A 26,283-nucleotide genomic window follows, 5' to 3' on the forward strand; every position below is an offset into this window, starting at 1 on the left:
CGTAGCGGCGGCCGGCTTTCTGCTAAAATAGCGCGATTTTTTGACGATTGGGTTCGTCGGAACCAGATAACAGACAGAGGCAAATATGGCAGGTCACAGTAAATGGGCTAACATCCAGCACCGCAAGGGTCGCCAGGATGCCAAACGTGGCAAGATCTTCACCCGCCTGATCAAGGAAATCACCGTCGCCGCCAAGATGGGCGGGGGCGATGTCAACATGAACCCGCGCCTGCGCCTGGCGGTGGAAAAGGCCAAGGCCGAGTCCATGCCCAAGGACAACATCGAAAACGCGGTCAAGCGCGGCACCGGCCAGCTGGAAGGCGTCGACTATGTCGAATGCCGCTACGAAGGCTACGGCATCGCCGGCGCGGCGGTGATGGTGGATTGCCTGACCGACAACAAGACCCGCACCGTGGCAGACGTGCGCCACGCTTTCTCCAAGTACGGCGGCAATATGGGCACCGACGGCTGCGTGTCCTTCCAGTTCAAGCACTGCGGCTACCTGGTATTCGCCCCGGGCGTGGACGAGGACGCGCTGATGGACGCGGCGCTGGAAGCCGGCGCCGACGACGTGGTGAGCAACGACGACGGCTCCATCGAGGTCATCACCGGCCCGTACGAGTTCACCGACATCAAGGAAGCGCTGGAAGCCAAGGGCTTCAAGGCCGAGATGGGCGAAGTGACCATGCGCGCCGAGAACGACACCGAGCTGAGCGGCGAAGACGCCGCCCGCATGCAGAAGCTGCTGGACGCGCTGGAAGACCTGGACGACGTGCAGGAAGTCTACACTTCCGCCGTGCTGGACGAATAAGCGCGCTCGCCGCCGCCAGGCGGAGCGGACCCGAAACCCGGCATCGCCGGGTTTTTTCATGCCGGCGTCGTCGCGGGCGGCGGCGGCAGGCTTGGGCGCTTGCCGGCCAGGGTGTAAACTGGCGTTTTTGCCATGGCCGCGCCCACGCCGCGGAGAAGCCGAACATGTATCAGCCGCACGCAACTCGCCGCAACCGCCTGTTGTCGACCCTCGGCGACGGCATCGCCCTGTTGGCCACCGCGCCGGAAGCGACGCGCAACGCCGACTGCCTCTATCCTTACCGCGCCGACAGCTATTTTCTTTACCTGACCGGCTTTGCCGAGCCGGAGGCGGTGCTGCTGCTGGATGGCCGCAGCGGCAAGTCCATCCTGTTCTGCCGCGCGAAGAATCCGGAAATGGAGATTTGGGACGGCTTCCGTTACGGACCGGAGGGCGCGAAAGAAGCTTTCGGCTTCGATGAAGCCTATGCGCTGGACGAAATGGCGCAGCGCATTCCGGACCTGCTGGCCGATTGCCGCCAACTGTGGTGGCCGCTGGGGCATGACGAGGCCTTCGACCGCCGCGTCAACGGCTGGCTGGACGGCGTGCGCCGCGCCCGCGCCGGCACGCATGCGCCGGCGCATTACGGCGACCTGCGCGCGCTGCTGGACGAGATGCGGATGGTCAAGGACGAGGCCGAAATCGCGCTGTTGTGCCGCGCCGGCGAGATTTCCGCCGCCGGCCACGTCGCCGCGATGCGGACGGTCCGGCCCGGCCAGTACGAATACGAGGCCGAGGCGGAACTGCTGCGCGCTTTCGTCCGCCGCGGCGCGCGCTATCCGGCCTACGAGAGCATAGTTGCCGGCGGCGGCAACGCCTGCGTGCTGCATTACTCGGCCAATAACGCCCGCCTGCAAGACGGCGAACTGCTGCTGATAGACGCCGGCTGCGAACTGGACGGCTACGCCGGCGACATCACCCGCACCTTCCCGGTGAACGGCCGCTTCAGCGCGGCGCAGCGCGACGTGTACGAGGTGGTGCTGGAGGCCGAGCTGGCCGGCATCGCCGCGGTGCGGCCGGGCGCGCCATGGAACGCGCCGGCCGACGCCGCGCTCCGGGTGCTGGCGCAGGGCATGCTGGACCTGGGCCTGCTGGCGGGCAGCGTGGACGGAGTGATCGAATCCGGCGACTACCGCCGCTTCTACATGCACGGCATCGGCCACATGATAGGGCTGGACGTGCACGACGTCGGCCAGCGCAAGCAGAATGGCCAGTGGCGCAACTACCAGCCGGGAATGTGCACCACGGTGGAGCCGGGCCTGTACATCCGGCCGGCGCAGGATGTGCCGGAGGCCTTCCACAACATCGGCATCCGCATCGAGGACGATGTGCTGGTGACGGCGGACGGCAATGAGGTGTATACCGCCGCCGCGCCCAAGCGGGTGGACGAGATCGAGGCGCTGATGCGCGGAGAGTGAAGAATATGCAAGCAAGAACGAGCGAGCACGCCGATGTGCTGATCGTCGGCGGCGGCCCGGTGGGCGCGCTGGCGGCGCTGCGGCTGGCGCGGCAGGGTCGCAGCGTGCTGCTGGTCGAGGCGCGCGGCCGCGACGACGCGGTGCGCGACGCCCGCGCGCTGGCGCTGTCCTGGCACAGCCGGGAGCTGCTGGCCGAAGCCGGCGCCTGGCCGGACAGCCTGCCGGCGACGGCGATAGACACCGTGCACGTGTCGCAGCAGGGCAGCTGCGGCCGCGCCCGGCTGGACAAGGACGACTTGCAGTTGCCGCACCTGGGCGTGGTGGTGGATTACCCGGCGCTGGTGGCCAACCTGGCCGAGGTGTTGAGCCAGGCCGGCGTGCAGGTGCTGTGGCGCAGCCGGGTGCGGTCGGTGAGCAGCCTGCGCGAATACGCCTGCGCCGAAGTGGAAACCCCCGACGGCGAACGGCTGCTGACCGCCCGCTTGCTGGTGTTGGCCGAGGGCGGCGCGCTGGCCGGCGCGCTGCCGGGCGTGCGCCGGCTGGAGCACGATTACCATCAATGCGCGGTGTTGGCCGAAGTGGAAACCGAATGGCCGGCCGACGGCGTCGCCTACGAACGCTTCGCCGCCAGCGGCCCGTTCGCGCTATTGCCGCACGGCGACCGCTACATGCTGGTCTGGACGCGCAGCCACGCCGACGCCGAGCGGCTGTCGCGCGGCGACGAGGCCGAATTGCGCGCCGAGCTGCAGCAGGCCTTCGGCGAGCGCCAGGGCCGCATCCTGTCCATCGGCCCGCGCGCCAGCTTCCCGCTGGCGCTGCGCCAGGCCAACAAGGTGGTCAGCGGCCGGGTGGTGCTGATCGGCAACGCCGCCCAGACCATGCATCCGGTGGCGGCCCAGGGGCTGAACCTGGGTCTGCGAGACGCCGTCGGCCTGGCGCAGGCGCTGGCAGGCGAGGCCGATCCGGGCGACCCGCGGGCGCTGCGGCGCTATGCCGCGGCGCGCAAGCTGGACAGCCACGCGGTGGTGGGCTTCACCCACGGGCTGATCAAGCTGTTCGACGGCCACCATCCATTGATGAACACTCTGCGCGGCATGGGCATGACCGCGCTGGACGCGCTGCCGCCGCTGCGGCGCAAATTCGCCGGCCACCTGGTGTTCGGCGTGCGAGGATAAGCGGATGCGAGACAGTCAATACCACGCGATCATCGTCGGCGGCGGCCTGGTGGGCGCCAGCCTGGCGCTGGCGCTGGCGCGCGCCGGCAAGCGGGTGGCCCTGCTGGAGGCCCGCCCGCCGTCCTTCGACGGGCTGGATTCCGGCTGGGACGCGCGCATCTACGCGGTGAGTCCGGCCAATCGCCGCTTCCTGGAAAGCCTGGGCACCTGGCCCGGCATGGAGCGGATAGGCGCCATCGCCGCGATGGACGTTTGCGGCGATGCCGGCGGGCGCATCCAGTTTTCCGCGCGCGACGCCGATGCCGACGCCTTGGCCTGGATCGCGGAAAACCGCTGGCTGCTGGCGGCGCTGTGGCGGCAGCTGGCCGATAGCGATGTCGACTGCCTCCATGGCGGCGCGCAATCGCTCGCCACCACCGCGAGCGAGGCGCGGCTGGCGCTGGATAACGGCCGGCAGCTGAGCGCCGAGCTATTGGTTGGCGCCGACGGCGCCAATTCCTGGGTGCGCAGCCAACTGGGCCTCGCCGCCAGCGTCAAACCGTACGGCCAGAGCGGCGTGGTGGCCAACTTCGCCTGCGAAAAGCCGCACCAGGGCGTGGCGCGGCAGTGGTTCACCGGCGACAGCATCCTGGCCTGGCTGCCGATGGCGGGGAACCGAATCTCCATGGTCTGGTCCACTCCTGACCCGCAGTCTTTGCTGATCTTGTCGCCGGAGGCGCTGGCGGAGAAAGTCGCCGCCGCCGGCGGCCGTCAACTGGGCGCGTTTTCCACCCTGACCGCCGCGGCGGCCTTCCCCTTGCGGCTGATCCAGCCGGAGGCGGTGGTGTCGGAGCGGGTGGCGTTGATCGGCGACGCCGCGCACACCGTGCACCCGCTGGCCGGCCAGGGCGTCAACCTGGGCTTCCAGGACGCGGCGCAGCTGGCAGACCTGCTGCGGGCCGCGCCCGACTGCGGCGACTGGATGCTGCTGCGCCGCTACCAGCGCCAGCGCCGCGAAGCGGTCACCACGATGCAACTCGGCTGTGACAGCCTGTACCGGCTGTTCCATGCCAAAATGCCCGGCCTGTCATGGCTGCGCAATACCGGCCTGTCCCTGACCAACTGCTGCGCGCCATTGAAGCGGCAGTTCGCCAGGCAGGCGATTGGATACTGATCCTCAAAGGACACTTGATGAAGACAAGATTGAAGTCGCTGGCGCTGGCCAGCGGGATGCTGATGTCGCTGGCCGCCTGCTCTCAGGCCGCCGGCGGCAATCTCGACGCGGTGAAGAAGGCCTTCGCCGAGCATTTCCCGGACAAGGAAGTGAAGAGCGTCAGCGCCACGCCGGTCAAGGGCATCTATGAGTTGGTGGTGGGCGGCAAGCAGGTGGTGTACACCAATAGCGACGCCAGCTACCTGTTCGTCGGCGACTTGATCGACACCAAGACCAAGGAAAGCCTCACCGAGAAGAAGATGGCCGAACTGTCCAAGGTCGACTTCAACTCGCTGCCGTTCCAGTACGCGTTCAAGGACGTGCGCGGCAAGGGCGAACGCAAGATGGCGGTTTTCACCGACCCGGACTGCCCGTACTGCAAGAAGCTGGAACGCGAAAGCCTGAAGGATGTCGACAACGTCACCATCTACACCTTCCTGTACCCGCTGACCCAGCTGCACCCGGACGCGATGCGCAAGTCCAAGCAAATCTGGTGCGCCAGCGACAAGCCGGCGGTGTGGACCGCCTTCATGCGCGATGGCAAGCCGCTGACCGGCCCGGACAATTGCGATACCAGCGCGCTGGACAAGATCCAGGCGCTGGGCGAGAAGCTGGGCGTCACCGGCACGCCGGCGCTGGTGTTCGCCAACGGCCGGCTGGTGCCGGGCGCGATAGACGGCAGCGACATCGAACAGCTGCTGAACGCCAAGTAAGCGGAAAACGGGTCAGGCGAATGCCAGGCCCGTTTTTTTTGGCGCCGGCGGCCGAAAGGGATAGCCTGATGAAATTTCGTCCCTGGAGCCTGGCCGAGCGCGGGTTGCTGGCGCTGTGGCTGTCGCTGCTGCTGCACGCCGCGCTGTTGTGGCTGCCGGCGCGGCTGGGCCAGCCGGCGGCGCATGCGGGCCTCCTTGTGCGGCTGGCGATGCCGGCGGCGGCCCCGGCGCGGCCTGCCGCGCTCCCAGGCGCGAGGCCGGCCTCTGCCGCCGGCGGCGAAGCATCGGCCCCGGCCGGCGCCGCGCCGCGCGAGGCGGACGGCAGGCTGCGGCTGGGGGCGGACATCTACTACCCGGCCCGCGAACTGGACCAACTGGCGCAGGAGCAGGGCGCGATCACGCTGCCTGACGTCGAACTGGATGGCCAGGCGCCGCCGGCGCTGACCGTGCTGGTGTTCATCAGCGAAACCGGACGGGTGGACGGCGTGCGCTTCGAAGGCGCGGCGCCGGCCCGGCTGGCCGACGCCATTTCCCCGGTCTTCGGCGCGGCCAGTTATCAGCCGGCGCTGAAGGACGGCGTGCCGGTGAAAAGCTACAAGCGGATCCGGATCGAGCCGCAGCCGGCCGCGGCCTTGCCGCCACTGTCGCATTGAGGGCGCTTCGTGATAAATTGGCGCAGGTTCCGGCGCATGCCGGAGGGCTAACACCATCAGGGATGGACAACCATCCCGGCTTACAACAAAGGATACAGTCATGTCTGATCTGCAGACGCTTTTCACCCAGGCCCAGGCCGACGTCAAAACCCTGTCCGAACGTCCGGACAACCAGACCCTGCTGCAGCTGTACGCGCTGTTCAAGCAGGCGACCGAAGGCGACGCCACCGGCGAGCGCCCGGGCATGATGGACTTCATCAACCGCGCCAAGTTCGATGCCTGGGAAAAGCTGAAAGGCCAATCCGCCGACGACGCGAAGCAAGGCTATGTCGACGTGGTGAAACGCCTGCTGGCGGAGTAAGCTCGCAACGGCCGCCTGGCGGCCGACTGCAGAAAAAGCGCCCATCGGGCGCTTTTTCCGTTTCCGGCTACCAGCAGCCGCTGACGCTGAGCGAGGCGCCGTTGGCGGCGAGGTTGCTCTGGTTGCCCAGATTGTCCAGCTGGTAGGTCTGGCAGCTGTCCTGCGCCTGCTGGCCCTGCGGGACGGCGGTCAGCGCGAAGCTGCTGGCGGTGGCGCTGCCTATGGTCAGCGCGTAATAGTTGTTGCCGTTGCCGGGCACGTAGACGGTGTTGCTGGCGTAGCCCAGCGTGGCGAGCTGGCTGGCGTAGGTGTTCTGCAGCGAGTAATAGCTTTCCTCGCGGGTGGCCAGGTCCTGCAGCGCGGTTTTGGCCGAGGTGCGGTTGGATTGCAGGATGAAGGCGCGGTACGACGGCAGGGCGATGGCCACCAGGATGGACAGCACCGCCAGCGCGATGACCAGTTCCAGCATGGTGAAGCCCTGTCGGGCGCGGCGGCTAGGCATGGCGATGTTTCCCTCTGTGTGTTCAGCGCAATTCTATCCAGTTCAAGCGGGTATGCAGATCGAAGGCCGCCGGGTTGATCTGCGGCGGGGTGGCGATCGGGCCGCCGTTGGTGCTGCTGCCGATTGCGAAAAAGTTGTTCTGGTAGCTGACCACATTCGGGCTGCCGGCCATATTGATGGCGATGCCGTTGATCACGCTGCCGCTGATGCCGTTGAAATTGCCCTGGTCGTTGGCGTAGAAGGACAGCCGGGTGGCGCCGCCGGTTTTCATATTGAGCGACATCGAGAAGCTGGTGGCCGAGGCCACGGTGCAGGACGAGGCGTTGTTGTTGGGCGGGATGGTGGTGTTGACGGTGAAGGTGCCCAGCTCGTTGACCGGGTTGTACACCACCTGCTCGCCGCTGGAGGGCAGGCTGAGCTTCCAGCCGTAGCTGGTATTGGTGTTGACCGCGCAGGCGCTGTTGCCTTGCCAGCAGACGGTGTTGCTGGACAGCGAGCGGTAGCCTTGCACGCTGCTCAGGGTGGAGTTGTACGAGGCGGTGACGGTCTGGGCGGTGAGGTTGGCGGGGCGCAGCGCGCTGGCGGGAATGGCGGCCGCGGCGGCGGGGTAATAGGCCGACTGTCCCGCCAGCGTGTTCCAGCCGGACATGTCCCAGTCCCAGACGCCGTACAGGCTTTGCGCGCCGCCGGCGTAGATGTCGGCGGCCGAAGTGGTGAAGGGGATTTTCTGGCCGGTGCCGAAGGCCACCAGCACGCGCGGGCTGGAATTGCCGGTGGGAATGGCCGATACCAGCAGCTTGCTGCTGATCGGCTGCAGGCTGCGGGTGCAGCTGCCGTTGGCGGCCTGGGTGGCGTTGCAATAGGTGTACTGGCTGGTGAACAGCGGCGCGGCGGCGCCGGTGCCGTACTGGGAGACGGCCCAGCTGCCGGGGCTGTTGCTGGTGAGGTCGAAGCGCCAGACATTGCCGAACAGGTCGCCGGCATAGACGTAGTCGGTGGTGCCATCGCCGTCCAGATCGACCGCGGTGGCGTAGTAGATGCCGTTTTTGTTGCCGCCGCCGGAGGGGTCGTTGGCGCTGCCGCTGCCGGTGTCCAGCTCGTAGAAGCTGGGGACGCCGCTGCCGTTTACCAGCATGACGAAGATCGCCGCGTGGCCGTTGCCGCTGTTGTAGCCGTTGCCGAACACCGCGCCCCACTGGCCGTTGTGGAAGCGCGTGATCACCGGCGTGCCGAAGGTGTAGCCCAGGTCGCTGCCGCAGCTGCTTTTGTTGACGCAGCTGAGGGTGGCGCTGCTGATCTCCTTGACCACCAGGCTGGCGGCGTTGCTTTCCGCGAAGTTGGCAGGGTTGGTGACGTCCAGCAGGTAGAGCGCCTGGCCGCCGGCGCCCATGCCGCCCATCAGCCAGGTATGCCAGTTGCTGTTGTAGAACAGGTCGTCGGCGGCCGGCGTGGCGTCGACGAAATACTGGTGGGCATAAGTGGGATTGCTGTACTGCACGGTGTTGGCCTGGGCGGCGGCGGGCAGGTAGGCGATGACTTCCTGGCCGTCGTTGGGCGTGGCCGCGGTGGAGTAGTTGCCGCTGGCGTCGTTGGCGCCGCTGCGGTAGCCGTGCAGCATGCCATCGTTGCTGCCGTTGTAGATGATGTTGGCCCGGGTCTGGTTGCTGGACTTGAAATTGCTGTAGGCCTGCGCGCCGGTGGCGTTTTCGGCAATAGAGGCTGAGGGGTAGAGCTTGTCCTTCCAGGCGTCGGCATAGCTGTTCTGCGGCGCCCCCACCCAGATCGGGCTGCTGTTGACCACGTCGCCCAGCACGCTGTCGCGGTCGCGGAACAGGCCGGCGCCCAGTGTGGTGACTTCGTTGCCGCGCGCGCCGCGCAGGTAGGAGACCCGCGCCGAGCCGTTGCCGTCGGGGCTGAGCGCGGTTTGCTGGGCGGAGGATAGGCTGGTCCACTGGAAGGGGATGCCCTGGCTGCCGTTCCAACTGAGGATGGCGCGGCTGCTCTGCGCGCTCATATTGCTGGCGCCGGTGGCGCTGCAGTTGCCGCCGGTGAGCACGCAGGAGGCGTCCCAGGTGGCGGTGGAGGACACGGTCACTTGGCCGGTGCCGCTATTGCCCAGCAGCGCGTAGGACGCCACCTCACCCCACCAGTTGTCGGAGTGGTAGCTGGCGACGTATTGCTGGGTGCCGGTCTTGATCAGGCTGGTTTGCTGGCTGTTCAGGCCGCTGGAGCTGGCCGACTGGGTGGATGGCTGCACCTGGAAGCAGGTCAGCTCGTGCACATTGCGGCTGCCGCCGGTGGAGCCGGCGAAGCCGAAGGTGATCTGGCTGGGCAGCGGGCCGCTGACCGCGGTGTTGTTGATGTCGTAGTTGTTGATCACCGGCACGTAGGCGCCGTTGTTGTAGCTGTACCAGAGGCTGAGCAGGTTGCCGGTGGTGATTTTCAGCTTGTAGCTGATCGGCACTGCCTGGCCGCGGGTGGCGGCCGATTCCGCCGCCATCGGCTGGGAGCCCGGCAACTGGTAGACGCCGCCGCTGGCGCCGGGGATGTTGATGAACGGGTAGTTCATCACGCTGTGGCCGGCGTAGCTGCCGTTGCGGCACACGTTTTGCACCGCCGACGCGCTGAAGCTGCCGCCGAACTGGCTGGCCAGCGCGCTGGCGGCCACCGAACCGGCGCCGCGCAGCGAGATGTTCTGCGGCTTGGCGCCGGGGCCGGACGAGGTGTTGTCGTTGTTGTAGCCGCCGTTGGGGAAATTGCCGTACTCGTCCAGCCCCAGGCCGAGATAGCCGCCGATGATGCCGTTGTACGGAGAGTTGACGTTGGAGCAGCTGTAACCCAGGCTGCCGCCGAAGGAGCCGACGGCGCTGGGGATGGCTGTGAGCAGGAAAAAGCTCATGCCGTCGGCGCCGTCGCCCGCCGAGCCGCCCGAGTCGCCGGCGTAGGTGTAGCTGGTGAAGGTGGCCTGCAGGCCGCTATTGGATGGAAACAGGCTGTTGTAGACGATGGCGCCGGACTGGCTGCCGGCGCTGTTGGTCAGCCGCAGCGCGCCGTTGCCGTTGCTGTCCGGCAGCGAGCCGGCGTAGCCGCCCACTTGGGTGTTGCCGCTGGGGTCCTTGCTGCCGCAGGCGGGAATGCTGCCGCTGCCGTTGCCGGCAGTCATGCAGGCGCCGCCGAATACCAGCCAATTCAATTGGGCGCTGGCGCCGGTGAAGTTGTCGCCGACGGTGACGGCGCCGCAGGCGGCGGGCCACAGCGCCGCGGCCAGCAGGCAGGCAAGGGGCAGGGAGGGGCGCGGCAGAGGGCTCATGGTCATTTCCCCAGGTTGGTGACGCCGGAGTACAGCGTGAACGTGCTTTGCAGCACCACGATGGAATAGGCGTTGCCGCCGTAGCCCAGCGCGGTCAGCTGGTACAGGGCGCCGTTGCCGGCGGCGTTCAGGCCCAGGTATTGGAGATAAAGCTGCGGCGGCTGGTAGAAGGTTTGGCTGCCGCCGGCCGCGCCGTTGGCCGGCACGCTCAGGTAGGGCGGCGAATAGGTGTAGCTGGTGGCCCACGACGACAGCGTGGTCGGCGTCGCCAGCGCGTTGCTGCAGATCTGCAGCGAACTCAAGGCGCCGCTGCAGCTGACGGCGGCGCCGCCGGCGTTGCTGCCCTGGGTCAGCCACCATTCGGCGTATTGCAGCGCCGATTGCGCGGCTTCGAAGGCGCGGCCCTTCTCGCGCATATTGCCGGCCATCCGCTCTTGCAGGCCGACGCTGCGCATCATGGCCAGGCCGATGATGGTGATGACGATCAGGATCATCAGCGCGGCGATCAGCGTGAAGCCAGACTGGCGGGCGGGGCGGAGGGCGGCGGCGTTCATAGCTGGTTCATCAGGCCTATCAGCCAGGACATGGTCACGCTGGCCGGCTGGCCCGGTTTGGCGGCCAGAGGATTGGCCATGGTCAGCGTCACCTGGATCGAGCGCACGGCGGCGCCGGCGGGCAGGTTGGCGGCGCTGTAGTAGTGGTTGACCGAGCCGCTGCCGCTGCCGTCCACGCCATACAGCACGGTCATATTGCTGACGCCGTCCACCAGCACTTGGGCGCTGCCGCCGTTGACCGAGCAGGTCAGCTGGTTGGCGGCGTTGACGGCGAACTGATTGATGTAGACGGCGTTGGCGCTGCCGGTGTTGCCGTTGCCGTTGCAATTGAGCACGCCGTCGTTGGGCGCGGCGGCGAAGCGCACGCTCAGCGTGTCAGGCGGACCGCTGACGCCCAGAATGGACTGCCCCGCGCCGAAGCCCCCCGCCGCGGGCAGCGCGGCGGCGGCGGTCTGCGATTGCGGGCTGGGGTAGTAGCCGGCCGACTGGACGATGGCGTTGATCATCGTCATCGCCGTGCGCTGGTTGTCTTGCAGTTGGGCCAGGCCGTTTTCGTTGCTTTCCGTCAATTCGGTGGAGGTGAAGATCATGATCAGCATGCTCAGCAGGAACAGGCCGATGGTGATGGCCACCATGACTTCTATCAGGCCGCTGCCGCCTTGCCCGGCGCGGCGGCTCATGGCTCCACCACCATTTGATAGCTCTGGATGGCGACCCCGGAGGCGACCGAAGCGGCGTTGACCGCGCTTTTCTTCTCCAGCCAGGAAACCGTGATCGTGCACGCGGTGGGCGAGGACGCGCTGGCGGCGGCGCAGGCGATCTGGCCGCTGCCGCCGGGCAGGGTGGCCAGCGAGCCGCCGCTGCCGCCCCACTGGGTGACGTCGTAGGCGGCGATATTGGCGGCGCTGCAGGCGGTGCCCGAGGCCGAGCAGTCCACGGTCTGGCTCAGGCTGGGGGTGCCGGTCACGCCGCTGGCGTTGACCGACCAGGTGTTGCTGGCGGCGGCGGACAAGTTGCCCCAGTAGGCGGTGTTGGCATGCATGGCGGCGGCCATGCTTTCGGCGGCGATCGAGCCCAGGCTGCGGGTGCGCGCGATGGCGGTGTTGTTGATGGCGGCGGCCTGCATGGCGGCGATGCCGAGCAGGCCCAGCGAGATCACTACCAGCGCGACCAGCACTTCCAGCATGCTGAAGCCGGCATGGGCGGCGGCGCGGTTCACGGACATGCGTATTGTCCCGTGGTGTCGGTCTGGCCGCTGGACAGGATCTGCGGATGGCCGACCGCCGCCAGCGCCACGCAGCGGCGGTCGGCCGCGAGGCCGGACGAGGTGTTGAAGGTGACCATGCCGACATTGGCCGCCGGCGCGTAGCCCATGCGGTTGAAGCACAGCGCGGGATTGGCGCTGTTGCTGTAGCTGGCGGTGTCGCCGCTGGTGAAGGTTTTTTGCTGGCGCAGCAGGGTGCCGGTGCTGTCGGCGCAGCTGCCGGTGGCCGCCACCAGCACCAGCCAGCCCGAAGCCCAGTTGGCGCCGCCAGCGCTGGCGGCATTGCAGCTGCTGCCGTTGCTGGACGAGCACAGCAGCACCACCTGGCCGCGCTTGATCGCCTCGTTGCGGGCGAACAGGATGTCGCCGTAGAGATTGTTGCTTTCCGACAGGATGGCGTTGACGGCGATGGTGCTCTGATAAGCCGGCACCGCCAGCGCCAGCACCACCGCCAGCAGGGCCATGACGACCAGCAGCTCCAGCAGGGTGAAGCCGTTGTCGGGGTGCATCGGGCGGGATCGCTTGCCTGGCATGGAGGACGCCTGCGCTACGGGACTCGTTGCTTATTATCGATCAAGTCAAAACCATAGTGTATTGCCGATTGCTCCGCTGGTCCGGCGCGAGCCGCCGTTTGTCGTCCGGCTCAGCCCCAGGCCTGCAGGATGGTCTGCAGCGCCGGGTGCTGCAGCTTGCGGCGGCTGGCCACCGCATAATAGTGCTCCCACACGCCGTCCAGGCAGCCCACCAGTTCCAGCCCCGACAGATCCTGCGCCGCGTCCGGCAGCGCCGGCGACGGCAGCAGGCCCAGGCCCTGGCGGGCGAAGGTTTCCATCAGCGCGCCGTCGTCGAACTCGCCGGCCACCTCCACCCTCAATCCTTGCGATTCCAGCCAGTGGTCCAGCTGCCGGCGCAGCACGTTGTCGCGGCTGGGCAGCAGCAGCGGCGCTTGCTCCAGGCTGGCTGGAAACTCCGGGCGGTAGCGCCGGCACAGTTCGGGCGCGGCGTACAGCAGCACCGGGCAGCGCAGCAGCAGCCAGGATTGGAATTGCTGCTGCTCGCTGCTGGCTATCGGTCGGTCGGCCAGGATCAGGTCCAGCCGATGCCGGCCCAGGTCGCCCAGCAGCTCGTCGAAGTCGCCCTCGCTGCAGCTTAGCCGCAGCTTGCGGCCCATTTGCAGCGCCGGCCGCAGCAAATGGCTGGCGATGCGTTTGGGCAGCACGTCGGACACGCCGGCGGCAAGCCGCACCGCCTGATCCAGCCGCGCGTCGGCCAGCGCTTCGCCCAGCGCCTCGCCCAGCATGAAGATCTGGTCGGCGTAGCCCTGCGCGGTGCGCCCGGCCTCGGTCAGCGCCAGGCCGCGTCCCTGCTGGCGGAACAGCGCGCAGCCGAGCTGCTGCTCCAGCTTGGCCACCTGGCCGCTGATGGTCTGCATGCTGATGCCCAGCTGCTCCGCCGCCTGGGTGACGCTGCCGGTGCGCGCCACCGCCCAGAAATAGTACAGATGCTTGTAGTTGAGCTTTTCCACGTATTGATTCGAAAAAATCGTAGTAATGATCAGAGTTTAATTTATTTTTTCGATGCGTGTCCTTGCATACACTGCAGTGTGGCCCGCGCTGCGTCGCGGCCGCCTGAATAAACGACTATCGGGAGAGGAATGATGAAACGGGTGATCTTGCTGATTGCCACCAACATCGCGGTGATGCTGGTGTTGAGCGTGAGCGTGCGCCTATTGGGACTGGACCGCTTTATCACCGCCGGCGGGCTGAATCTGGGCATGCTGTTGATGTTTTCCGCGGTGCTGGGCTTCGGCGGCGCCTTCATTTCGCTGGCCTTGTCCAAGACCATGGCCAAGTGGAGCACCGGCGCGCGGGTGATTACCCAGCCCAAAGGCCAGACCGAGGCCTGGCTGTTGGCCACCGTGCGCCGGCTGGCCGACCGCGCCGGCCTGCCCATGCCTGAGGTGGCGATCTATGAGGGCGAGCCCAATGCCTTCGCCACCGGCCCCAGCCGCGCCAATTCGCTGGTGGCGGTGTCCACCGGCCTGCTGTCGGGCATGACCGAGGAAGAGGTGGAGGCGGTGCTGGCGCACGAGATCGCCCACATCCGCAACGGCGACATGGTGACGCTGACGCTGATCCAGGGCGTGGTCAACACCTTCGTCTACTTCCTGGCGCGGGTGGTCGGCTACCTGGTGGACAGCTGGCTCAAGCGCGATGAGGAAAACGCCGCGGCCGGCACCGGCATCGGCTATTTCATCACCGTGATCGTCTGCGAGATCGCGTTCGGCATCCTGGCCTCGGTGGTGGTGATGTACTTCTCGCGCCAGCGCGAGTTTCGCGCCGACGCCGGCGCCGCCGAACTGCTGGGCTCCACCCGGCCGATGGCCGACGCGCTGCGCCGCCTGGGCGGCATCGAGGCCGACGGCCTGCCGCAAAGCCTGGCCGCGTCCGGCATCGCGGGCGGCCGCGGCCTGTTGGGGCTGTTCGCCACCCACCCGAGCCTGGAAGAGCGCATCGCCAGGCTGGAAGGCCGCGCCTGACGCGGAGGCGGCGGCCCAAGCCGTCGCCGACAACACTGATGAAAATGGAGCGATGAAGTGATCGAGTTTTTGCTTTCCCCGGCGCTGGGCTACCCGCTGTGGGTGTGGCTGATGTTCCTGGCGGGCGTGCTGGCGCTGCTGGCTTTCGACCTGGGCGTGCTGCAGAAGGACGGCCGCGAAATCGGCGTCAAGGCCAGCCTGAAGTTGTCGGCTTTTTACATCGGCATCGGCCTGTTGTTCGGCTGCTGGGTGTGGTGGTATCGCGGCGCGGACGCCGGCGTGCAGTACTTTACCGGCTATGTGCTGGAGAAGTCGCTGTCGCTGGACAATGTGTTCGTGATCTCGTTGATCTTCTCCAGCATGGCGGTGCCGCGCGCCTATCAGCATAGGGTGCTGTTCTGGGGGATATTGGGCGCCATCGCGATGCGCGCGCTGATGATAGGCGCCGGCGCGGCGCTGGTGGCCGAATTCCAGTGGGTGCTGCTGCTGTTCGGCGCCTTCCTGCTGTGGGCCGGCCTGAAAATGCTGTTTAGCGGCGACGACGCGGCCACGCCGCTTGCCGAGCAGAAGTTTTACCAGTGGCTGCGCCGCCATATGCGCCTGACGCCCGGGCTGCACGGCAACGCCTTCCTGCTGCGCGGCGAAAAGCACGGCATGGCGCGCGGCTGGTGGGCGACGCCGCTGCTGCTGACGCTGATCCTGGTGGAGTCGGCCGACCTGGTGTTCGCGGTGGACAGCATCCCGGCCATCTTCGCGGTGACGCAGGATCCGTTTCTGGTCTACACCTCCAACATCTTCGCCATCCTGGGCCTGCGCGCGCTGTATTTCGCGCTGGCGGCGATGGTGCATCGCTTCCACTACCTGAAGTACGCGCTGGCGCTGGTGCTGGTGCTGATAGGCGTGAAGGTGGGGCTGGTGTATCTGCACGATGTCGGCCTGGTGGCGTTCAAGCTGCCCACGCTGCTGTCGCTGTTGTTGACCGTGCTGCTGCTGGCTGGCGGCATCGGTTATTCCTGGCATAAAACCCGGCGCGATCCGGCGCAGTCCTGACGGGAAGAGGGCGGCGAGGGAACCAATCGCCGCCCACGGCCCTCAAACCTGGCGAGGCGTCTGCCGTCCGCGCGCGGGCAGGACGCCGCCGCCGCCGGTTTCGCCGACGGCGCGCTTATCTTTCAATCCAAAATTCTAGGAATAGTTCCGATGTCCCAAGCGTCCCGTTTGCTTATCGTTGATGACGATCCCGATCTGCGCGATCTGCTGAGCGATTATCTGAGCCGCCAGGGCATGGTCGTGGCCGCGGTGGGGGATGGCGACGCGATGAACCGCATCCTGGCCGAACAATCCTTCGACATCCTGATCCTGGACCTGATGCTGCCCGGCACCGACGGCCTGACCCTGTGCCGCGACCTGCGCTCGCGCTCCAGCATCCCCATCCTGATGCTGACCGCGCGCGGCGACGAGCTGGACCGCATCATCGGCCTGGAGATGGGCGCCGACGACTACCTGCCCAAGCCCTTCAACCCGCGCGAGTTGCTGGCGCGAGTGCGCAGCATCCTGCGCCGGGTGGAGGAGAAGCGCAGCAACAGCGCCTTGCGCAGCCTGCAGTTCGCCGAGTGGCGGCTGGAGCTGGGCGCGCAGCACCTGGTGGACAGCGGCGGCGTGGTGACGCCCCTGTCCGGCGGCGAATTCAAGCTGATGCAGGCGCTGGCGGAAAATCCGCAGCGGGTGATGTCGCGCGACCAGTTGATGGAAGCGATGAACGGCAAGGAAGCCGGGCCGTTCGACCGCACCGTCGACGTGATGATAGGCCGGCTGCGCCGCCGCCTGGGCGACGACGCCCGCGAGCCGCTGCTGATCAAGACCATACGCAGCGGCGGCTACATGCTGGCATGCGAGGTGGTATCGGTGCGATGAGGCGCCTGCCTCGCACCCTGTACGGCCAGTTGCTGCTGACGCTGCTGACCAGCGTGCTGCTGGCCAACGTGATAGGCATAGGGCTGGTGCTGACCGACCGCGAGCGCCTGACCCGCACTTTGCGCGCGGAGTACGTCGCCCAGCACCTGGCCGACATGATCAATCTGTTGGACGAAACTTCGGCGTCCAACCGCCCCAAGCTGGCCAGCGCGCTCACTTCGCCGTCCGCCCAGGTGCTGCTGGACCACCCCTGGGTGGAAAACCGCCAGTCCGATCTGCCTGAAGCCAGCAAGCTGTGCCAACTGATCCGCACCGATCTCAATTTCCCCTACCGCATGCAAGTGCTGTCCTTCCGCGAGGACACGCCCGACGCGGCCGAGGACCTGCTGCGGCCTTTCCTGGAGCCCGGCCAGCACGTGTTCACCGCCGGCAAGCAGTTTTGGGTGCGGGCCTTGCCCAGCAAGCGGGAGGATGGCGAGGAGGAGCTGAAAATCCAGATGGCCACCGTGCAGGTGAAGCTGCGCGACGGCGCGGTGGCGACCTTCCGCATCGGCCAGATCGCCTCGGCGGTGGAGACGCCATGGCGGGTGACCGCCTGGCTGCTGCTGGTGGCGCTGGTGGTGGCGGGCGTATCGGCCTGGGCGGTGCGCCGGCTGACCCGCCCGCTGGCGGTATTCTCGCAGGCGGCTTCCGGCCTGGCGGCCAATCTGGACCAGCCGCCGTTGCCGGAAACCGGCACCCTGGAGGTGGTGAACTCCACCCGTGCCTTCAACCGCATGCAGAAGGAATTGCAGCGCTATCTGCAGACCCGCAGCCAGATGCTGGCCGGCGTGTCGCACGACCTGCGGCTGCCCATCACCCGCATCCGGCTGCGGCTGGAGCAACTGGATGAGTCGCCGGCTCGCCAGGCGATAGAGCGCGATCTGGAAGACATGGACCAACTGATAGGCGACACGCTGGCCTATCTGCGCATGGGGCAGCGCAGCGAGACCTGCGTGCTGCTCAATGTGGACGGGATGCTGCAAGGGGTGATCGAGGATGTCGAAGCGCTGGGCGCGGAGGTGGTTTACCGCCCCGAGCCGGTGAAGCCGCTGTGCGCCAGGCCGCAAGCCCTGCGGCGCTGCATCGCCAATCTGTTGGAGAACGCCCGCCGCTATGGCAGCGGGCCGATCGAGGTGCGTTTGCGCGAGCGGGAGGGCCGGCTGGCGATCCAGGTGCGAGATCACGGCCCGGGCATCGCCGATAAAGACCTGGAACGGGTGTTCGAGCCCTACGTCAGGCTGGAGGACTCCCGGGCGCGCCACACCGGCGGGAGCGGACTGGGCCTGGCGATCGCCCGCGCCATCGCGCGCGAGCACCATGGCGACATCCAATTGTCCAATCATCCCGAAGGCGGTTTGTGCGCCGAGCTCAGCTTTCCGGCGGAGCGCAGCCAGTGCGTGCCGCTTAACACTATTTGACAAAGCTAGGGGTGGAAGACATTGACCTTAAGATTGCAAGCAAATACACTCTAATTGTGAGTTTATTGAACTGAGCTTCGGCAGGTTCAACAGATCTCCGGTCAAGTCTACCCTTGTAAGGCCCACGTGAATGTGGGCCTTTTTTTTCGGAATTTATTTATTTTCCGGCTTAACAGCTTTGTAAATTTTCGTTAAGCAACAAAATAACATAAAGTTGTTATCGTAAGACATAATTTGCTGGTGTTGTATTTATGCACACTGTGTGTCTTTTTCACTACACAAAAAAGAGCGTATGCTTGCGTATGTTGTCTTGAGAAATTAGTATTTGATCGCTTTCTAAGACAACCTAACAGGATGTACGAAATGAAAAAGACTCTGATCGCCCTGGCGGTAGCCACCCTGCCGGCAGCTGCTTTTGCTGATGTGACCATCTACGGCCAAATCAAGGCTGGCGTTGAAAATGTTGATGCCGGTGGCATGAACAAAACCAATATCGACGACCTGGGCTCCCGCATCGGCTTCAAGGGCAGCGAAGATCTGGGCAACGGCCTGAAAGCCATCTGGCAGGTTGAAAGCGGCCTGGATATCGACGGCTCCAACCGCCAAGGCTACGGCAGCTTCGCCAGCCGCGAATCCTTCATCGGTCTGGATACCGGTTTCGGCAAGGTGCGTCTGGGTAACATCTCCACCTTCAGCGACTCCAACATGAGCGTCGTGAACCCGTGGGAAAGCTCCAGCAACGCGCTGCAACTGAACGCCTTCACCCGCGACGACATCCGCGTGAAGAACGCCATCCGCTTCGACACCGCCAACTACGGCGGCTTCCAGGGCGCCCTGCTGTACGGCACCAAGGAAGTGAAGAACGGCACCTTCGCCAATGCGAACACCGACTCCGCTCAGCGCGAGACCTACAACCTGGGTCTGTCGTACGAGAACAGCGGCTTCTTCGGCAAGTACCAGTACATCCATGAGACCCCGGTTGTGGTGACCGTGGCTGGTGCCGGCGTGAAGACCCAGGCCAACGACAGCCACCGTCTGGAAGCCGGCTACAACGCCAACAACCTGCTGCTGGCCGTTGGCTATCGCAACGACCGCGGCGACAGCACCATCAGCCCGCTGAGCTTCCTGAAGGACGCGAACGTTCCGACCAACGGCAGCAAGTACAAGTCGCAGGAATACGCGCTGACCGCCGCCTACACCCTGGGCGCCTTCACGCCGAAGTTCTCCTACGCTCAAGGCCAGGACGTCAAGATCGACGGCGCCTCCTCCCCGGATAGCGGCTACAAGCAATTCCTGGTGGGCGTTGACTACCAGATGTCCAAGCGCACCGTGGTTGGTCTGCAATACGGCGAAGTCAAGGCTGACCAGGCCATCTTCTCCAACGCAGCCGATGGCTCCAGCGCCGGCAACAAGCTGCGTGGTCTGGGCCTGAACATGGTTCACTCCTTCTAATACCGGCAACGGTTAGGAATGGCTGCCGGGCCGATGGGCTGACGTCGGCCCCGGATGTCAAAACCGCCGCTCTCCGCAAGGAGGCGGCGGTTTTGTCTTGCCCGCGGCGCGGAGCTTGAAGCGGGCGGCGCGGCCTAGTGGAATGGCAGCACGCCGAACTTTTCCAGCAGATAGCCGGCAGTTTGCAGCGCGCCTTCCACCCAGCCTTGGGCGTCGGAATACGCTTCGCCGCAGATGTACAGCGGCAGATCGGTCGGCTGCACGATGCGGTGCTTCACTTCCCAGCTCTTCACGCCGATGTTCCAGCTGTTCCAGCCGCCGCCGTACGGATCGTCGCCCCAGTCGCGGTAGGCGGCGTTGCGCACCTTGGGCGTGTAGCTGAGGCTGTGCATCACGGTGAGCTGGCGGGTGACTTCTTCAGTCATCAGGCGCGGCGCCTTGTACTGGTGCCAGGTCAGCTCGTCGTTGCGCACATTGTCGTCTTCGCCGATGAAGGGGTCGGCCAGCGGCGCCACGTCCAGGCCGACGGCGCGCGGCTGGCGGCGCCTGGCGCGCAGGCCGTCCCAGAAGCCGGTGTTGTCGCCGTCGTCGTAGCTGGCCAGCAGCATGGCGTGGCCCTGGGTGGCCGGCTCGCCGTTGCTCTTCGGCCAGTAATAGGTTTGCCGCACCGGAAGGTCGGTGACCGAGCGGCCTGCCTGCACCGGCACATAGCTGCCGTCGGGAGCGGAGTAGCCGGTATTGAGCCACCACGGGCTGTTGTAGGTGGTGAACAGCTTGAACAGCGGGCGCGCCGTCACGCTGGCGATCAGCGGCTGGATTTCCTGCAGCACCGGGCTGGTGGCGGACAGCAGCTCCAGCGAGCGGCGCGGCATCGCCAGGATCAGCGATTTGGCGGCGATGGTGCGGCCCTTGACCTGGAACTCGAAGCCTTCGCCCTTGCTGACGATATTGGAAACGCTGGACTCCAGCCGCACTTCGCCGCCCAGCTGCTGGAAGAATTGCGCCAGCGTCAGCGGCACCTGCTGGAAGCCGTTGCAGAAGCCCTTGTATGCCGGGCTGACGCCGAAGTCGGACAGATACCAGGGAATGGCGTCGGCGGCGTTCCAGTTGCACAGCGTGGAGTCATAGCCGCCGACATCTTCGGCGTAGTGGTAGGCTTCGCCGGTGATCACGCGCAGCAGCACGTTCCAGAAGCCCTGCTTGTACAGCGGTATGCCGCCGAATTCGGCCTGCTGCGCCATTTCGCGGCGCTGCGCCTCGTTGAGGTTCGGGTTGGTGATGCCGGGCACGATCTGTTCGATCGCGTTGACGATCAGGCTGCCGGCGCTTTCGCCGTGGTCCAGGAAATTCAGCTGGTAGGGCACCTTGTCCGGCGCGTGGGTCAAATCGGCCAGCCGCAGGTAGACGCCGCGCAGGAAGGCGATGTTCTGCGGTTCATCCACCGGGAAGTTGTACAGCGTGATCTGCTGATCGGCCGGCAATTCGCGGTTGAGGTCGGCGATCAGCCGGGTGATCAGCGGCTGCACCGCCGGCAGGATGCGCATGCCGCCCAGTTCGGCCACCATGTCCGGAATGTCCGGCGGCCGCACCGACAACAGCCGGCCGCCGATGTGGTTGCTGGCTTCGAACACCGCGATCTTGTCGTTCGGCCGCTCCTGTTTCAGCCGCCAGGCGCTGTAAACGCCGGATACGCCGCCGCCGACGATGGCGATGTCCAGATTTTCGTCTGCCATGATGCTGTTTCTCCTTGAGGGTGGGCGATCAGAAGATCACCGGCACATTGCCCGGCTGGCCGGCCGACGCCGCGCGCAGGCCGTCTTCGCTGCTGAAGTGGACGCAGTCCAGCCGCGGCTGTTTCTCATAGCGGGCGTTGGAGGGCTGCAGGTCGGGCGTGGGCTGGTCCAGGCCCACGGTATGCATGTCCAGCACATAGGCCTGGCCGCTGAGCACATGGTCTATGCCGCGCCGCACCGCCGCGCGCACGTCTTCCGGATGGCGGACGATTTCGCCCTCCATGCCGCCGAACGACTTGGCCAGCGTGACGAAGTCCGGTTTGGGGCGATGGATGCGCAGGTATTCCGGGTCCTGGGTCTTCGCCGTCCACTCATAGCCGGGCGCTTCGCCGTAGATGCTTTCCACCTGGGTCAGCCCCATCTGCAGCGTGTGGTATTCGTGGTTGTTGGTGATGATGTAGAGCACGCCCAGCTTGCGGTGCTGCGCGGTCCACCAGGTTTGCGGATAGAACAGTGAGGAGCCGTCGCCGGTGGCGGCCACCACGAAGCGGGTGTCTATGCCCTGGTAGCCGTCCTGCTCCAGCTTGATGCCCAGCGTGGCCGGCATCGACCAGCCGAGCGAGCCGCCGCCGACGCAGTAGTAGCTGATCGGCTGCGCCGCCTGGTCGGTGAACGGCAGCAGGAACTGGAACGGCGCCGGGTCGGACACCGCTTCATGCACGTAGACGAATTGCTTCTCCAGTTTGCGTTCGCCGATTTCCTTGCGCAGCGCGTCGGCGATCACCACCGCCCAGATTTCGTTCTGATGCATCGCTTCGCGCAGGTAAACCTCCCAATCCGCGGCGCGCTTGACGGCGAATTCCCGCAGTTGCTGATTGCGCGCGGCGGCGGCGGCCGAGGGCTGGCTGCCTATCAACTGGTTGATCAACGGCAGCGTGGCTTTCAGGTCGCCGAACAATGCCGCTTCGCCGTAGTAGTTCTTGCCTATGTCCCAGGTGTTGTTGCTGAGATAGACCTGGGTGACGTGCGGCGGAATCAGCGGGCCGTCGCTGTACTTGTAGACGGTGATTTGCGCCTGGTTGCTGAAGCCGCACAGGAAGGCGACATCGTGGTCCTTGAACACTTGCTGCACGCCGGCCTGGCTGCCGGGCAATTCGCCTTGCCAGTGGTAATCGTTGTTGGGGAAGTTGGCCAGGCTGCTGAAGGTTTGCTGCAGCACCGGCGCGCCCAGCAGTTCGGCCATCCGCTGCAGTTCGGGCCAGGCCTGGGCGTAGCCGGCGGCGTCGCCAGCGACGATGATGGGGTTCTTGGCTTCGCGCAGCAGTTTGGCGGCCTGTTCTATCGCCTGCGGGTCGGCGGTGAAGTGCGGCGAAATCTTGGTCACGCCCTTGATGCGGTCGTCGTCGCCGATGCGGCGCATGGTGAATTCCCACGGTATGGCGACGAACACCGGGCCGTTGGGCGGCGCCATCGCCTCCTTGAACGCCCGTTGCAACACCATCGGGAACTCCTGCTCGGTGCGCACTTCGTGCGCCCACTTGGTGTATTGGCGCGCCAGGTCCACCAGGTTGGACGCCAGCAGCGGTTCCTGGGTGACCAGTTCGTTCTGCTGCTGGCAGCACAGGATGACCAGCGGCGCTTGCGAACGCCAGGCATTGAACAGGTTGCCTATGCTGTGGGCGATGCCGGGGGTGACGTGCACCACCAGCACGCCGGGCTTGCCGGTCATCCGCGCCGAGCCCATCGCCGCGCCGATGGCGATGTTCTCATGCAGGCATTCGATGTACTCCACCCGGTTTTCCGGGTAGGAGGTGCCGTCGATGATGGGAATTTCGTTGGTGCCCGGCACGCCGAAAATCCGGTGTATGCCCAGCTGGCTCAGGATGTCGAACACATAGTCCCGGGCCCAGCGTTTCTGGCCGCTTGTCTCATCCATGCTCATGCTTTTCCTCCCGCGTGAAAGTGCGAAACCGATATGTGAGTGGTAATGCAGCCGGATGCGGATAGAAACGAACAAGGCCTTGTCGGATAAATGCCAACAGCGGTGTTTTGGGTGGGCGTGGCTATTTTAATTTGATGATTTCAAATGAAATCTTGTGGGTGGGCCTGGGGTGGCTAGGTGTGAATACGATTAGGCATTAAGGACAGTCTTAACCGGATATGCCGGCTGACGAGCTTGATATTGGCTTTTGCTGGACTAACGGCGGGTTGGCAAGACGACAAAGAGGCTGGCCTGGGGGCCAGCCTCGTTTGCGCGCGCCAAGCGTCGGCGCGTTAGTGGCTTAGAACCACTGGCCGTAACGCTTGATGTAGATGGTCTTCACCGTCTGCGTCAGCGCCAGGTAGCCGGCCATGGTCAGCAGCAGCCACCAGAAGTAGCTGGCGTCCAGCTGGATGAAGCCCAGCGAGGCGGCGATGGGCGAGAACGGCAGATAGCAGGCGATGGCGATGGCCACGCTGGTGGACAGCAGCACCGGCAGCGACGCCGTGCTTTGCAGGAACGGAATCTTGCGGGTGCGCAGCATGTGCACCACCAGCGTCTGCGAGATCAGCCCTTCCATGAACCAACCGGTGTTCATGATCAGCTGGCCGCCGTCGCCGCCGTGCAGATGGTAGGCCGCGCCGGCGCCGAACACCGTCCACAGCAGGATGTAGGTGGTGATGTCGAACACCGAAGAGGTGGGGCCGAGCCACAGCATGAAGCGCTTGATGTTGCCGGCTTCCCATTTGCGCGGTTTTTTCAGGAATTCCGGGTCCATCTTGTCCCATGGCAGGAACATCTGCGACAGATCGTAGATCAGGTTCTGCAGCAACAGCTGCATCGCCAGCATAGGCTCCCATGGCAGCCAGGCCGAAGCCACCAGCACCGAGAACACATTGCCGAAGTTGGAGCTGGCGGTCATGTTCAGGTATTTGAGGATGTTGCCGAAGGTTTCGCGGCCCTTGATCACGCCTTCTTCCAGCACCATCAGGCTCTTTTCCAAGAGGATGATGTCGGCGGTTTCCTTGGCGATGTCGGCGCCGCTGTCCACCGAGATGCCGACGTCGGCGTCGCGCAGCGCCGGCGCGTCGTTGATGCCGTCGCCGAGGAAGCCGACGGTGTGGCCGTTGGCTTGCAGCGCCTTCACCACCCGCGATTTTTGCAGCGGCGTCAGCTTGGCGAAGATGGTGGTGTGCTTGACCGCGGTGCACAGCGCCACGTCGTCCATCGCCTCGATTTCCTTGCCGATCAGCGGCAGGCCGGGGCTGAGGCCGACATCGCGGCACACCTTGGCGGTGACGATGGGGTTGTCGCCGGTCAGCACCTTCACCGCCACGCCGTATTCCTTCAGCGCGCGGATGGCCGGCGCGGCGGAGTCCTTCGGCGGATCGAAGAAGGTGAGGAAGCCGCGCACCACCAGGCCCTGTTCGTCGGCGGTGCGGTAGCTGCGTTTTTGCTCGGCGGCGGGAATGTCGCGGGTGGCCACCACCAGCACGCGGTAGCCTTCGGCATTGTATTCCTCGCTGCGGCGCAGCAGGGCGGCGCGTTCTTCGGCATTCAGCGCGCGGGTTTCGCCGCCATCGCGGATATGGCTGCAGACAGCCAGCATTTCCTCCACCGCGCCTTTGGATACCATCAATTGCTGTCCGCCGTCTTCCACGATCACCGACAGGCGGCGACGCTCGAAATCGAACGGCAGCTCGTCCACTTTGGCGTACTGCCGCAGCTTGATGCGGTCGCCCAGCTCGTCGGCATGCTCCACTACGGCGATGTCCATCAGGTTTTTCATGCCGCTCTGGTGGAAGCTGTTGAGCCAGGCCAGTTGCAGGATGCTTTCATCCTTGCGGCCATGGATGTCGTAATGGTGCTCCAGGATGATCTTGTCCTGGGTCAGCGTGCCGGTCTTGTCGGTGCACAGCACGTCCATCGCGCCGAAGTTCTGCACCGCGTTCAGCCGCTTCACCACCACCTTGCGCCGCGCCATCGCCACCGCGCCCTTGGCCAGGTTGGCGGAGACTATCATCGGCAGCATTTCCGGAGTCAGGCCCACGGCCACCGCCAGCGCGAAGGTGAGGGCGGACATCCAGTCGCCTTTGGTGACGCCGTTGATCATGAACACGATGGGCACCATCACCAGCATGAAGCGGATCAGCAGCCAGGACACGCTGTTGACGCCCTTGTCGAAGCTGGTTTCGATGCGCTTGTGGCTGACCACATTGCGCGCCAGCGAGCCGAAATAGGTATCGGCCCCGGTGGCGACCACCAGCGCGCGGGCGGTGCCGGACACCACATTGGTGCCCATGAAGCAGGCATTGGGCAGGTCCAGCAGGTCGTCGGCGTGGCTGGCGTCCCGCTCGGCCGACTTGGCGGCCACCGCCCCCAGCGTGTCGTACTTCTCCACCGGCAGCGCTTCGCCGGTGAGCACGGCCTGGCTGATGAACAGGTCGCGCGATTCCAGCAAGCGGATATCGGCCGGAATCATGTCGCCAGCCTGCAGATGGATGACGTCGCCCACCACCAGTTCCGACATCGGCACCTCCAGACGCAGCGGCGGATTGGGGCCGGCGGGGCGGCGCTGCACGGTGGCGGTGTTGCGCACCAGCGACTTGAGCTTTTCCGCCGCCTTGGCCGAGCGGAATTCCTGCCAGAAGCGCAGCAGGCCGCTGATGGCGATCATGGCGGACAGGATGATGACCTTGGTCCAATCCTGGTCGTCCGGCGGCGCCATGGCGATGTCCATCACGTAGCTGATGACGCCCAGCACGATCAGCACCATCACGAAAGGATTCTTGAACGCGAGGAATAGCTGAACCAGCGGGTGCGGCGGCTTGTCGTGCGCCACTTCATTGCGGCCGTATTGCTGCAGCCGCTGCGCGGCCTCCATCGCGGAGAGGCCGTCCGGCTGGCTGCGCACCCGCTTGAAGGTGTCTTCCAGCGGCAGCCGGGCTTCGTCGGCCAAGCGGAAGGCGACTTTGTCCTGCCGTTTTCCCGGGGTGGCGATGAAGCCGCGGTTCTTGCTGCGTTGGGTGTTGTGTTTGGTCATGGGTATCTCCTGGCGCTGACAACGGGCGTGACCATCCCTGCCGTGAGGCATCAGCGCCGACAATGTGTCGACTCGAAATCGAGAGAACATTGCCGCCCGTTGGGGGGCTCTATGCGAACGCCCCAGCGGATGGCATCTCAATCAGCGTGTTGCGTGTCTATGGCATGCC

The 26,283-nt window shown here is 65.7% G+C and carries 22 protein-coding genes; 12 read left to right on the forward strand and 10 right to left on the reverse strand.

Annotated elements, in window-relative coordinates; all coding sequences use genetic code 11:
- The first annotated feature begins 85 nt into the window (after window positions 1-85).
- The 7 genes from U6115_RS08785 (at window position 86) to U6115_RS08815 (ending at window position 6,362) form a co-directional block, all read left to right on the forward strand.
- Entirely contained in the window at window positions 86-811 is a 726-nt protein-coding gene (locus U6115_RS08785) for a YebC/PmpR family DNA-binding transcriptional regulator (RefSeq protein ID WP_043579225.1), read from the forward strand.
- A gap of 164 nt (window positions 812-975) precedes the next feature.
- Window positions 976-2,268, forward strand: coding sequence for an aminopeptidase P N-terminal domain-containing protein (locus U6115_RS08790; protein ID WP_043579226.1), 1,293 nt, complete (start codon window positions 976-978; stop codon window positions 2,266-2,268).
- Window positions 2,269-2,273: 5 nt separating this feature from the next.
- A complete protein-coding gene (locus tag U6115_RS08795; RefSeq protein ID WP_043579227.1) occupies window positions 2,274-3,443 on the forward strand; it encodes an FAD-dependent oxidoreductase in 1,170 nt (389 codons plus the stop codon).
- 4 nt (window positions 3,444-3,447) lie between these two features.
- Window positions 3,448-4,596 (forward strand): UbiH/UbiF family hydroxylase, encoded by a 1,149-nt coding sequence (locus U6115_RS08800; RefSeq protein WP_043579228.1) that lies wholly within the window; start codon window positions 3,448-3,450, stop codon window positions 4,594-4,596.
- 17 nt (window positions 4,597-4,613) lie between these two features.
- Complete coding sequence (locus U6115_RS08805) at window positions 4,614-5,348, forward strand: DsbC family protein (protein ID WP_043579229.1); 735 nt, start codon at window positions 4,614-4,616, stop codon at window positions 5,346-5,348.
- Window positions 5,349-5,416: 68 nt separating this feature from the next.
- A complete protein-coding gene (locus tag U6115_RS08810) occupies window positions 5,417-6,001 on the forward strand; it encodes a hypothetical protein (RefSeq protein ID WP_146008342.1) in 585 nt (194 codons plus the stop codon).
- Between the two features lie 100 nt (window positions 6,002-6,101).
- Window positions 6,102-6,362: an acyl-CoA-binding protein gene (locus tag U6115_RS08815; RefSeq protein WP_043579231.1), complete on the forward strand. Its 261-nt coding sequence runs from the start codon at window positions 6,102-6,104 to the stop codon at window positions 6,360-6,362.
- A 67-nt stretch (window positions 6,363-6,429) separates the two neighbouring features.
- On the opposite strand, the gene U6115_RS08820 is transcribed toward U6115_RS08815, so the two are convergent.
- The 7 genes from U6115_RS08820 to nhaR all read right to left on the reverse strand — a co-directional run bounded on the left by U6115_RS08820 (window position 6,430) and on the right by nhaR (window position 13,517).
- The gene (locus tag U6115_RS08820; RefSeq protein ID WP_047237301.1) at window positions 6,430-6,864 is read right to left on the reverse strand and encodes a type IV pilin protein; all 435 of its coding nucleotides are present in this window, start codon (window positions 6,862-6,864) and stop codon (window positions 6,430-6,432) included.
- A gap of 22 nt (window positions 6,865-6,886) precedes the next feature.
- On the reverse strand, window positions 6,887-10,174 hold the full coding sequence (locus U6115_RS08825; protein WP_047250365.1) for a pilus assembly protein: 3,288 nt from the start codon (window positions 10,172-10,174) through the stop codon (window positions 6,887-6,889).
- Between the two features lie 2 nt (window positions 10,175-10,176).
- Window positions 10,177-10,728, reverse strand: coding sequence for a pilus assembly PilX family protein (locus U6115_RS08830; RefSeq protein ID WP_043579232.1), 552 nt, complete (start codon window positions 10,726-10,728; stop codon window positions 10,177-10,179).
- Window positions 10,725-11,408: a PilW family protein gene (locus tag U6115_RS08835; protein WP_043579233.1), complete on the reverse strand. Its 684-nt coding sequence runs from the start codon at window positions 11,406-11,408 to the stop codon at window positions 10,725-10,727. The genes U6115_RS08830 and U6115_RS08835 overlap by 4 nt, the downstream gene beginning before the upstream one ends.
- Window positions 11,405-11,953, reverse strand: coding sequence for a type IV pilus modification protein PilV (pilV, locus tag U6115_RS08840; protein ID WP_043579234.1), 549 nt, complete (start codon window positions 11,951-11,953; stop codon window positions 11,405-11,407). The genes U6115_RS08835 and pilV overlap by 4 nt, the downstream gene beginning before the upstream one ends.
- A complete protein-coding gene (locus U6115_RS08845) occupies window positions 11,944-12,525 on the reverse strand; it encodes a GspH/FimT family protein (protein ID WP_080770314.1) in 582 nt (193 codons plus the stop codon). Before U6115_RS08845 ends, pilV begins: the two co-directional genes overlap by 10 nt.
- 110 nt (window positions 12,526-12,635) lie before the next feature.
- Entirely contained in the window at window positions 12,636-13,517 is an 882-nt protein-coding gene (gene nhaR / locus U6115_RS08850; protein WP_043579235.1) for a transcriptional activator NhaR, read from the reverse strand.
- Between the two features lie 132 nt (window positions 13,518-13,649).
- On the opposite strand from nhaR, the gene htpX reads away from it, so the two are divergent.
- The 5 genes from htpX (at window position 13,650) to U6115_RS08875 (ending at window position 19,357) form a co-directional block, all read left to right on the forward strand.
- Window positions 13,650-14,531 (forward strand): protease HtpX, encoded by an 882-nt coding sequence (htpX, locus tag U6115_RS08855; RefSeq protein WP_043579236.1) that lies wholly within the window; start codon window positions 13,650-13,652, stop codon window positions 14,529-14,531.
- Between the two features lie 57 nt (window positions 14,532-14,588).
- Window positions 14,589-15,581: a TerC family protein gene (locus U6115_RS08860; RefSeq protein WP_230623421.1), complete on the forward strand. Its 993-nt coding sequence runs from the start codon at window positions 14,589-14,591 to the stop codon at window positions 15,579-15,581.
- 150 nt (window positions 15,582-15,731) lie between these two features.
- Window positions 15,732-16,445: a response regulator gene (locus U6115_RS08865; protein WP_043579237.1), complete on the forward strand. Its 714-nt coding sequence runs from the start codon at window positions 15,732-15,734 to the stop codon at window positions 16,443-16,445.
- Complete coding sequence (locus U6115_RS08870; RefSeq protein ID WP_043579238.1) at window positions 16,442-17,905, forward strand: ATP-binding protein; 1,464 nt, start codon at window positions 16,442-16,444, stop codon at window positions 17,903-17,905. The genes U6115_RS08865 and U6115_RS08870 overlap by 4 nt, the downstream gene beginning before the upstream one ends.
- Before the next feature lie 363 nt (window positions 17,906-18,268).
- A complete protein-coding gene (locus tag U6115_RS08875; RefSeq protein WP_047237305.1) occupies window positions 18,269-19,357 on the forward strand; it encodes a porin in 1,089 nt (362 codons plus the stop codon).
- Between the two features lie 134 nt (window positions 19,358-19,491).
- Here the strand turns inward: U6115_RS08875 and U6115_RS08880 are convergent, their stop codons facing one another.
- From U6115_RS08880 to mgtA, 3 genes are all read right to left on the reverse strand, one after another.
- Complete coding sequence (locus U6115_RS08880) at window positions 19,492-21,090, reverse strand: flavin monoamine oxidase family protein (RefSeq protein ID WP_043579239.1); 1,599 nt, start codon at window positions 21,088-21,090, stop codon at window positions 19,492-19,494.
- A 28-nt stretch (window positions 21,091-21,118) separates the two neighbouring features.
- A complete protein-coding gene (locus U6115_RS08885) occupies window positions 21,119-23,026 on the reverse strand; it encodes a thiamine pyrophosphate-binding protein (protein WP_230623422.1) in 1,908 nt (635 codons plus the stop codon).
- Window positions 23,027-23,372: 346 nt separating this feature from the next.
- Window positions 23,373-26,114 (reverse strand): magnesium-translocating P-type ATPase, encoded by a 2,742-nt coding sequence (gene mgtA / locus U6115_RS08890; RefSeq protein ID WP_052258299.1) that lies wholly within the window; start codon window positions 26,112-26,114, stop codon window positions 23,373-23,375.
- Window positions 26,115-26,283: the final 169 nt, after the last annotated feature.

The organism is Chromobacterium subtsugae, from assembly GCF_035919665.1.
GTDB classification, from domain to species: Bacteria; Pseudomonadota; Gammaproteobacteria; order Burkholderiales; family Chromobacteriaceae; genus Chromobacterium; species Chromobacterium subtsugae.

Coding starts and splice junctions, on each gene's coding strand:
- U6115_RS08785 (WP_043579225.1), top strand. CDS start 86: ATGGCAGGTCACAGTAAATGGGCTAACATCCAGCACCGCAAGGGTCGC.
- U6115_RS08790 (WP_043579226.1), top strand. CDS start 976: ATGTATCAGCCGCACGCAACTCGCCGCAACCGCCTGTTGTCGACCCTC.
- U6115_RS08795 (WP_043579227.1), top strand. CDS start 2,274: ATGCAAGCAAGAACGAGCGAGCACGCCGATGTGCTGATCGTCGGCGGC.
- U6115_RS08800 (WP_043579228.1), top strand. CDS start 3,448: ATGCGAGACAGTCAATACCACGCGATCATCGTCGGCGGCGGCCTGGTG.
- U6115_RS08805 (WP_043579229.1), top strand. CDS start 4,614: ATGAAGACAAGATTGAAGTCGCTGGCGCTGGCCAGCGGGATGCTGATG.
- U6115_RS08810 (WP_146008342.1), top strand. CDS start 5,417: ATGAAATTTCGTCCCTGGAGCCTGGCCGAGCGCGGGTTGCTGGCGCTG.
- U6115_RS08815 (WP_043579231.1), top strand. CDS start 6,102: ATGTCTGATCTGCAGACGCTTTTCACCCAGGCCCAGGCCGACGTCAAA.
- U6115_RS08820 (WP_047237301.1), bottom strand. CDS start 6,864: ATGCCTAGCCGCCGCGCCCGACAGGGCTTCACCATGCTGGAACTGGTC.
- U6115_RS08825 (WP_047250365.1), bottom strand. CDS start 10,174: ATGAGCCCTCTGCCGCGCCCCTCCCTGCCCCTTGCCTGCCTGCTGGCC.
- U6115_RS08830 (WP_043579232.1), bottom strand. CDS start 10,728: ATGAACGCCGCCGCCCTCCGCCCCGCCCGCCAGTCTGGCTTCACGCTG.
- U6115_RS08835 (WP_043579233.1), bottom strand. CDS start 11,408: ATGAGCCGCCGCGCCGGGCAAGGCGGCAGCGGCCTGATAGAAGTCATG.
- pilV (WP_043579234.1), bottom strand. CDS start 11,953: ATGTCCGTGAACCGCGCCGCCGCCCATGCCGGCTTCAGCATGCTGGAA.
- U6115_RS08845 (WP_080770314.1), bottom strand. CDS start 12,525: ATGCCAGGCAAGCGATCCCGCCCGATGCACCCCGACAACGGCTTCACC.
- htpX (WP_043579236.1), top strand. CDS start 13,650: ATGAAACGGGTGATCTTGCTGATTGCCACCAACATCGCGGTGATGCTG.
- U6115_RS08865 (WP_043579237.1), top strand. CDS start 15,732: ATGTCCCAAGCGTCCCGTTTGCTTATCGTTGATGACGATCCCGATCTG.
- U6115_RS08870 (WP_043579238.1), top strand. CDS start 16,442: ATGAGGCGCCTGCCTCGCACCCTGTACGGCCAGTTGCTGCTGACGCTG.
- U6115_RS08875 (WP_047237305.1), top strand. CDS start 18,269: ATGAAAAAGACTCTGATCGCCCTGGCGGTAGCCACCCTGCCGGCAGCT.
- U6115_RS08880 (WP_043579239.1), bottom strand. CDS start 21,090: ATGGCAGACGAAAATCTGGACATCGCCATCGTCGGCGGCGGCGTATCC.
- U6115_RS08885 (WP_230623422.1), bottom strand. CDS start 23,026: ATGGATGAGACAAGCGGCCAGAAACGCTGGGCCCGGGACTATGTGTTC.
- mgtA (WP_052258299.1), bottom strand. CDS start 26,114: ATGACCAAACACAACACCCAACGCAGCAAGAACCGCGGCTTCATCGCC.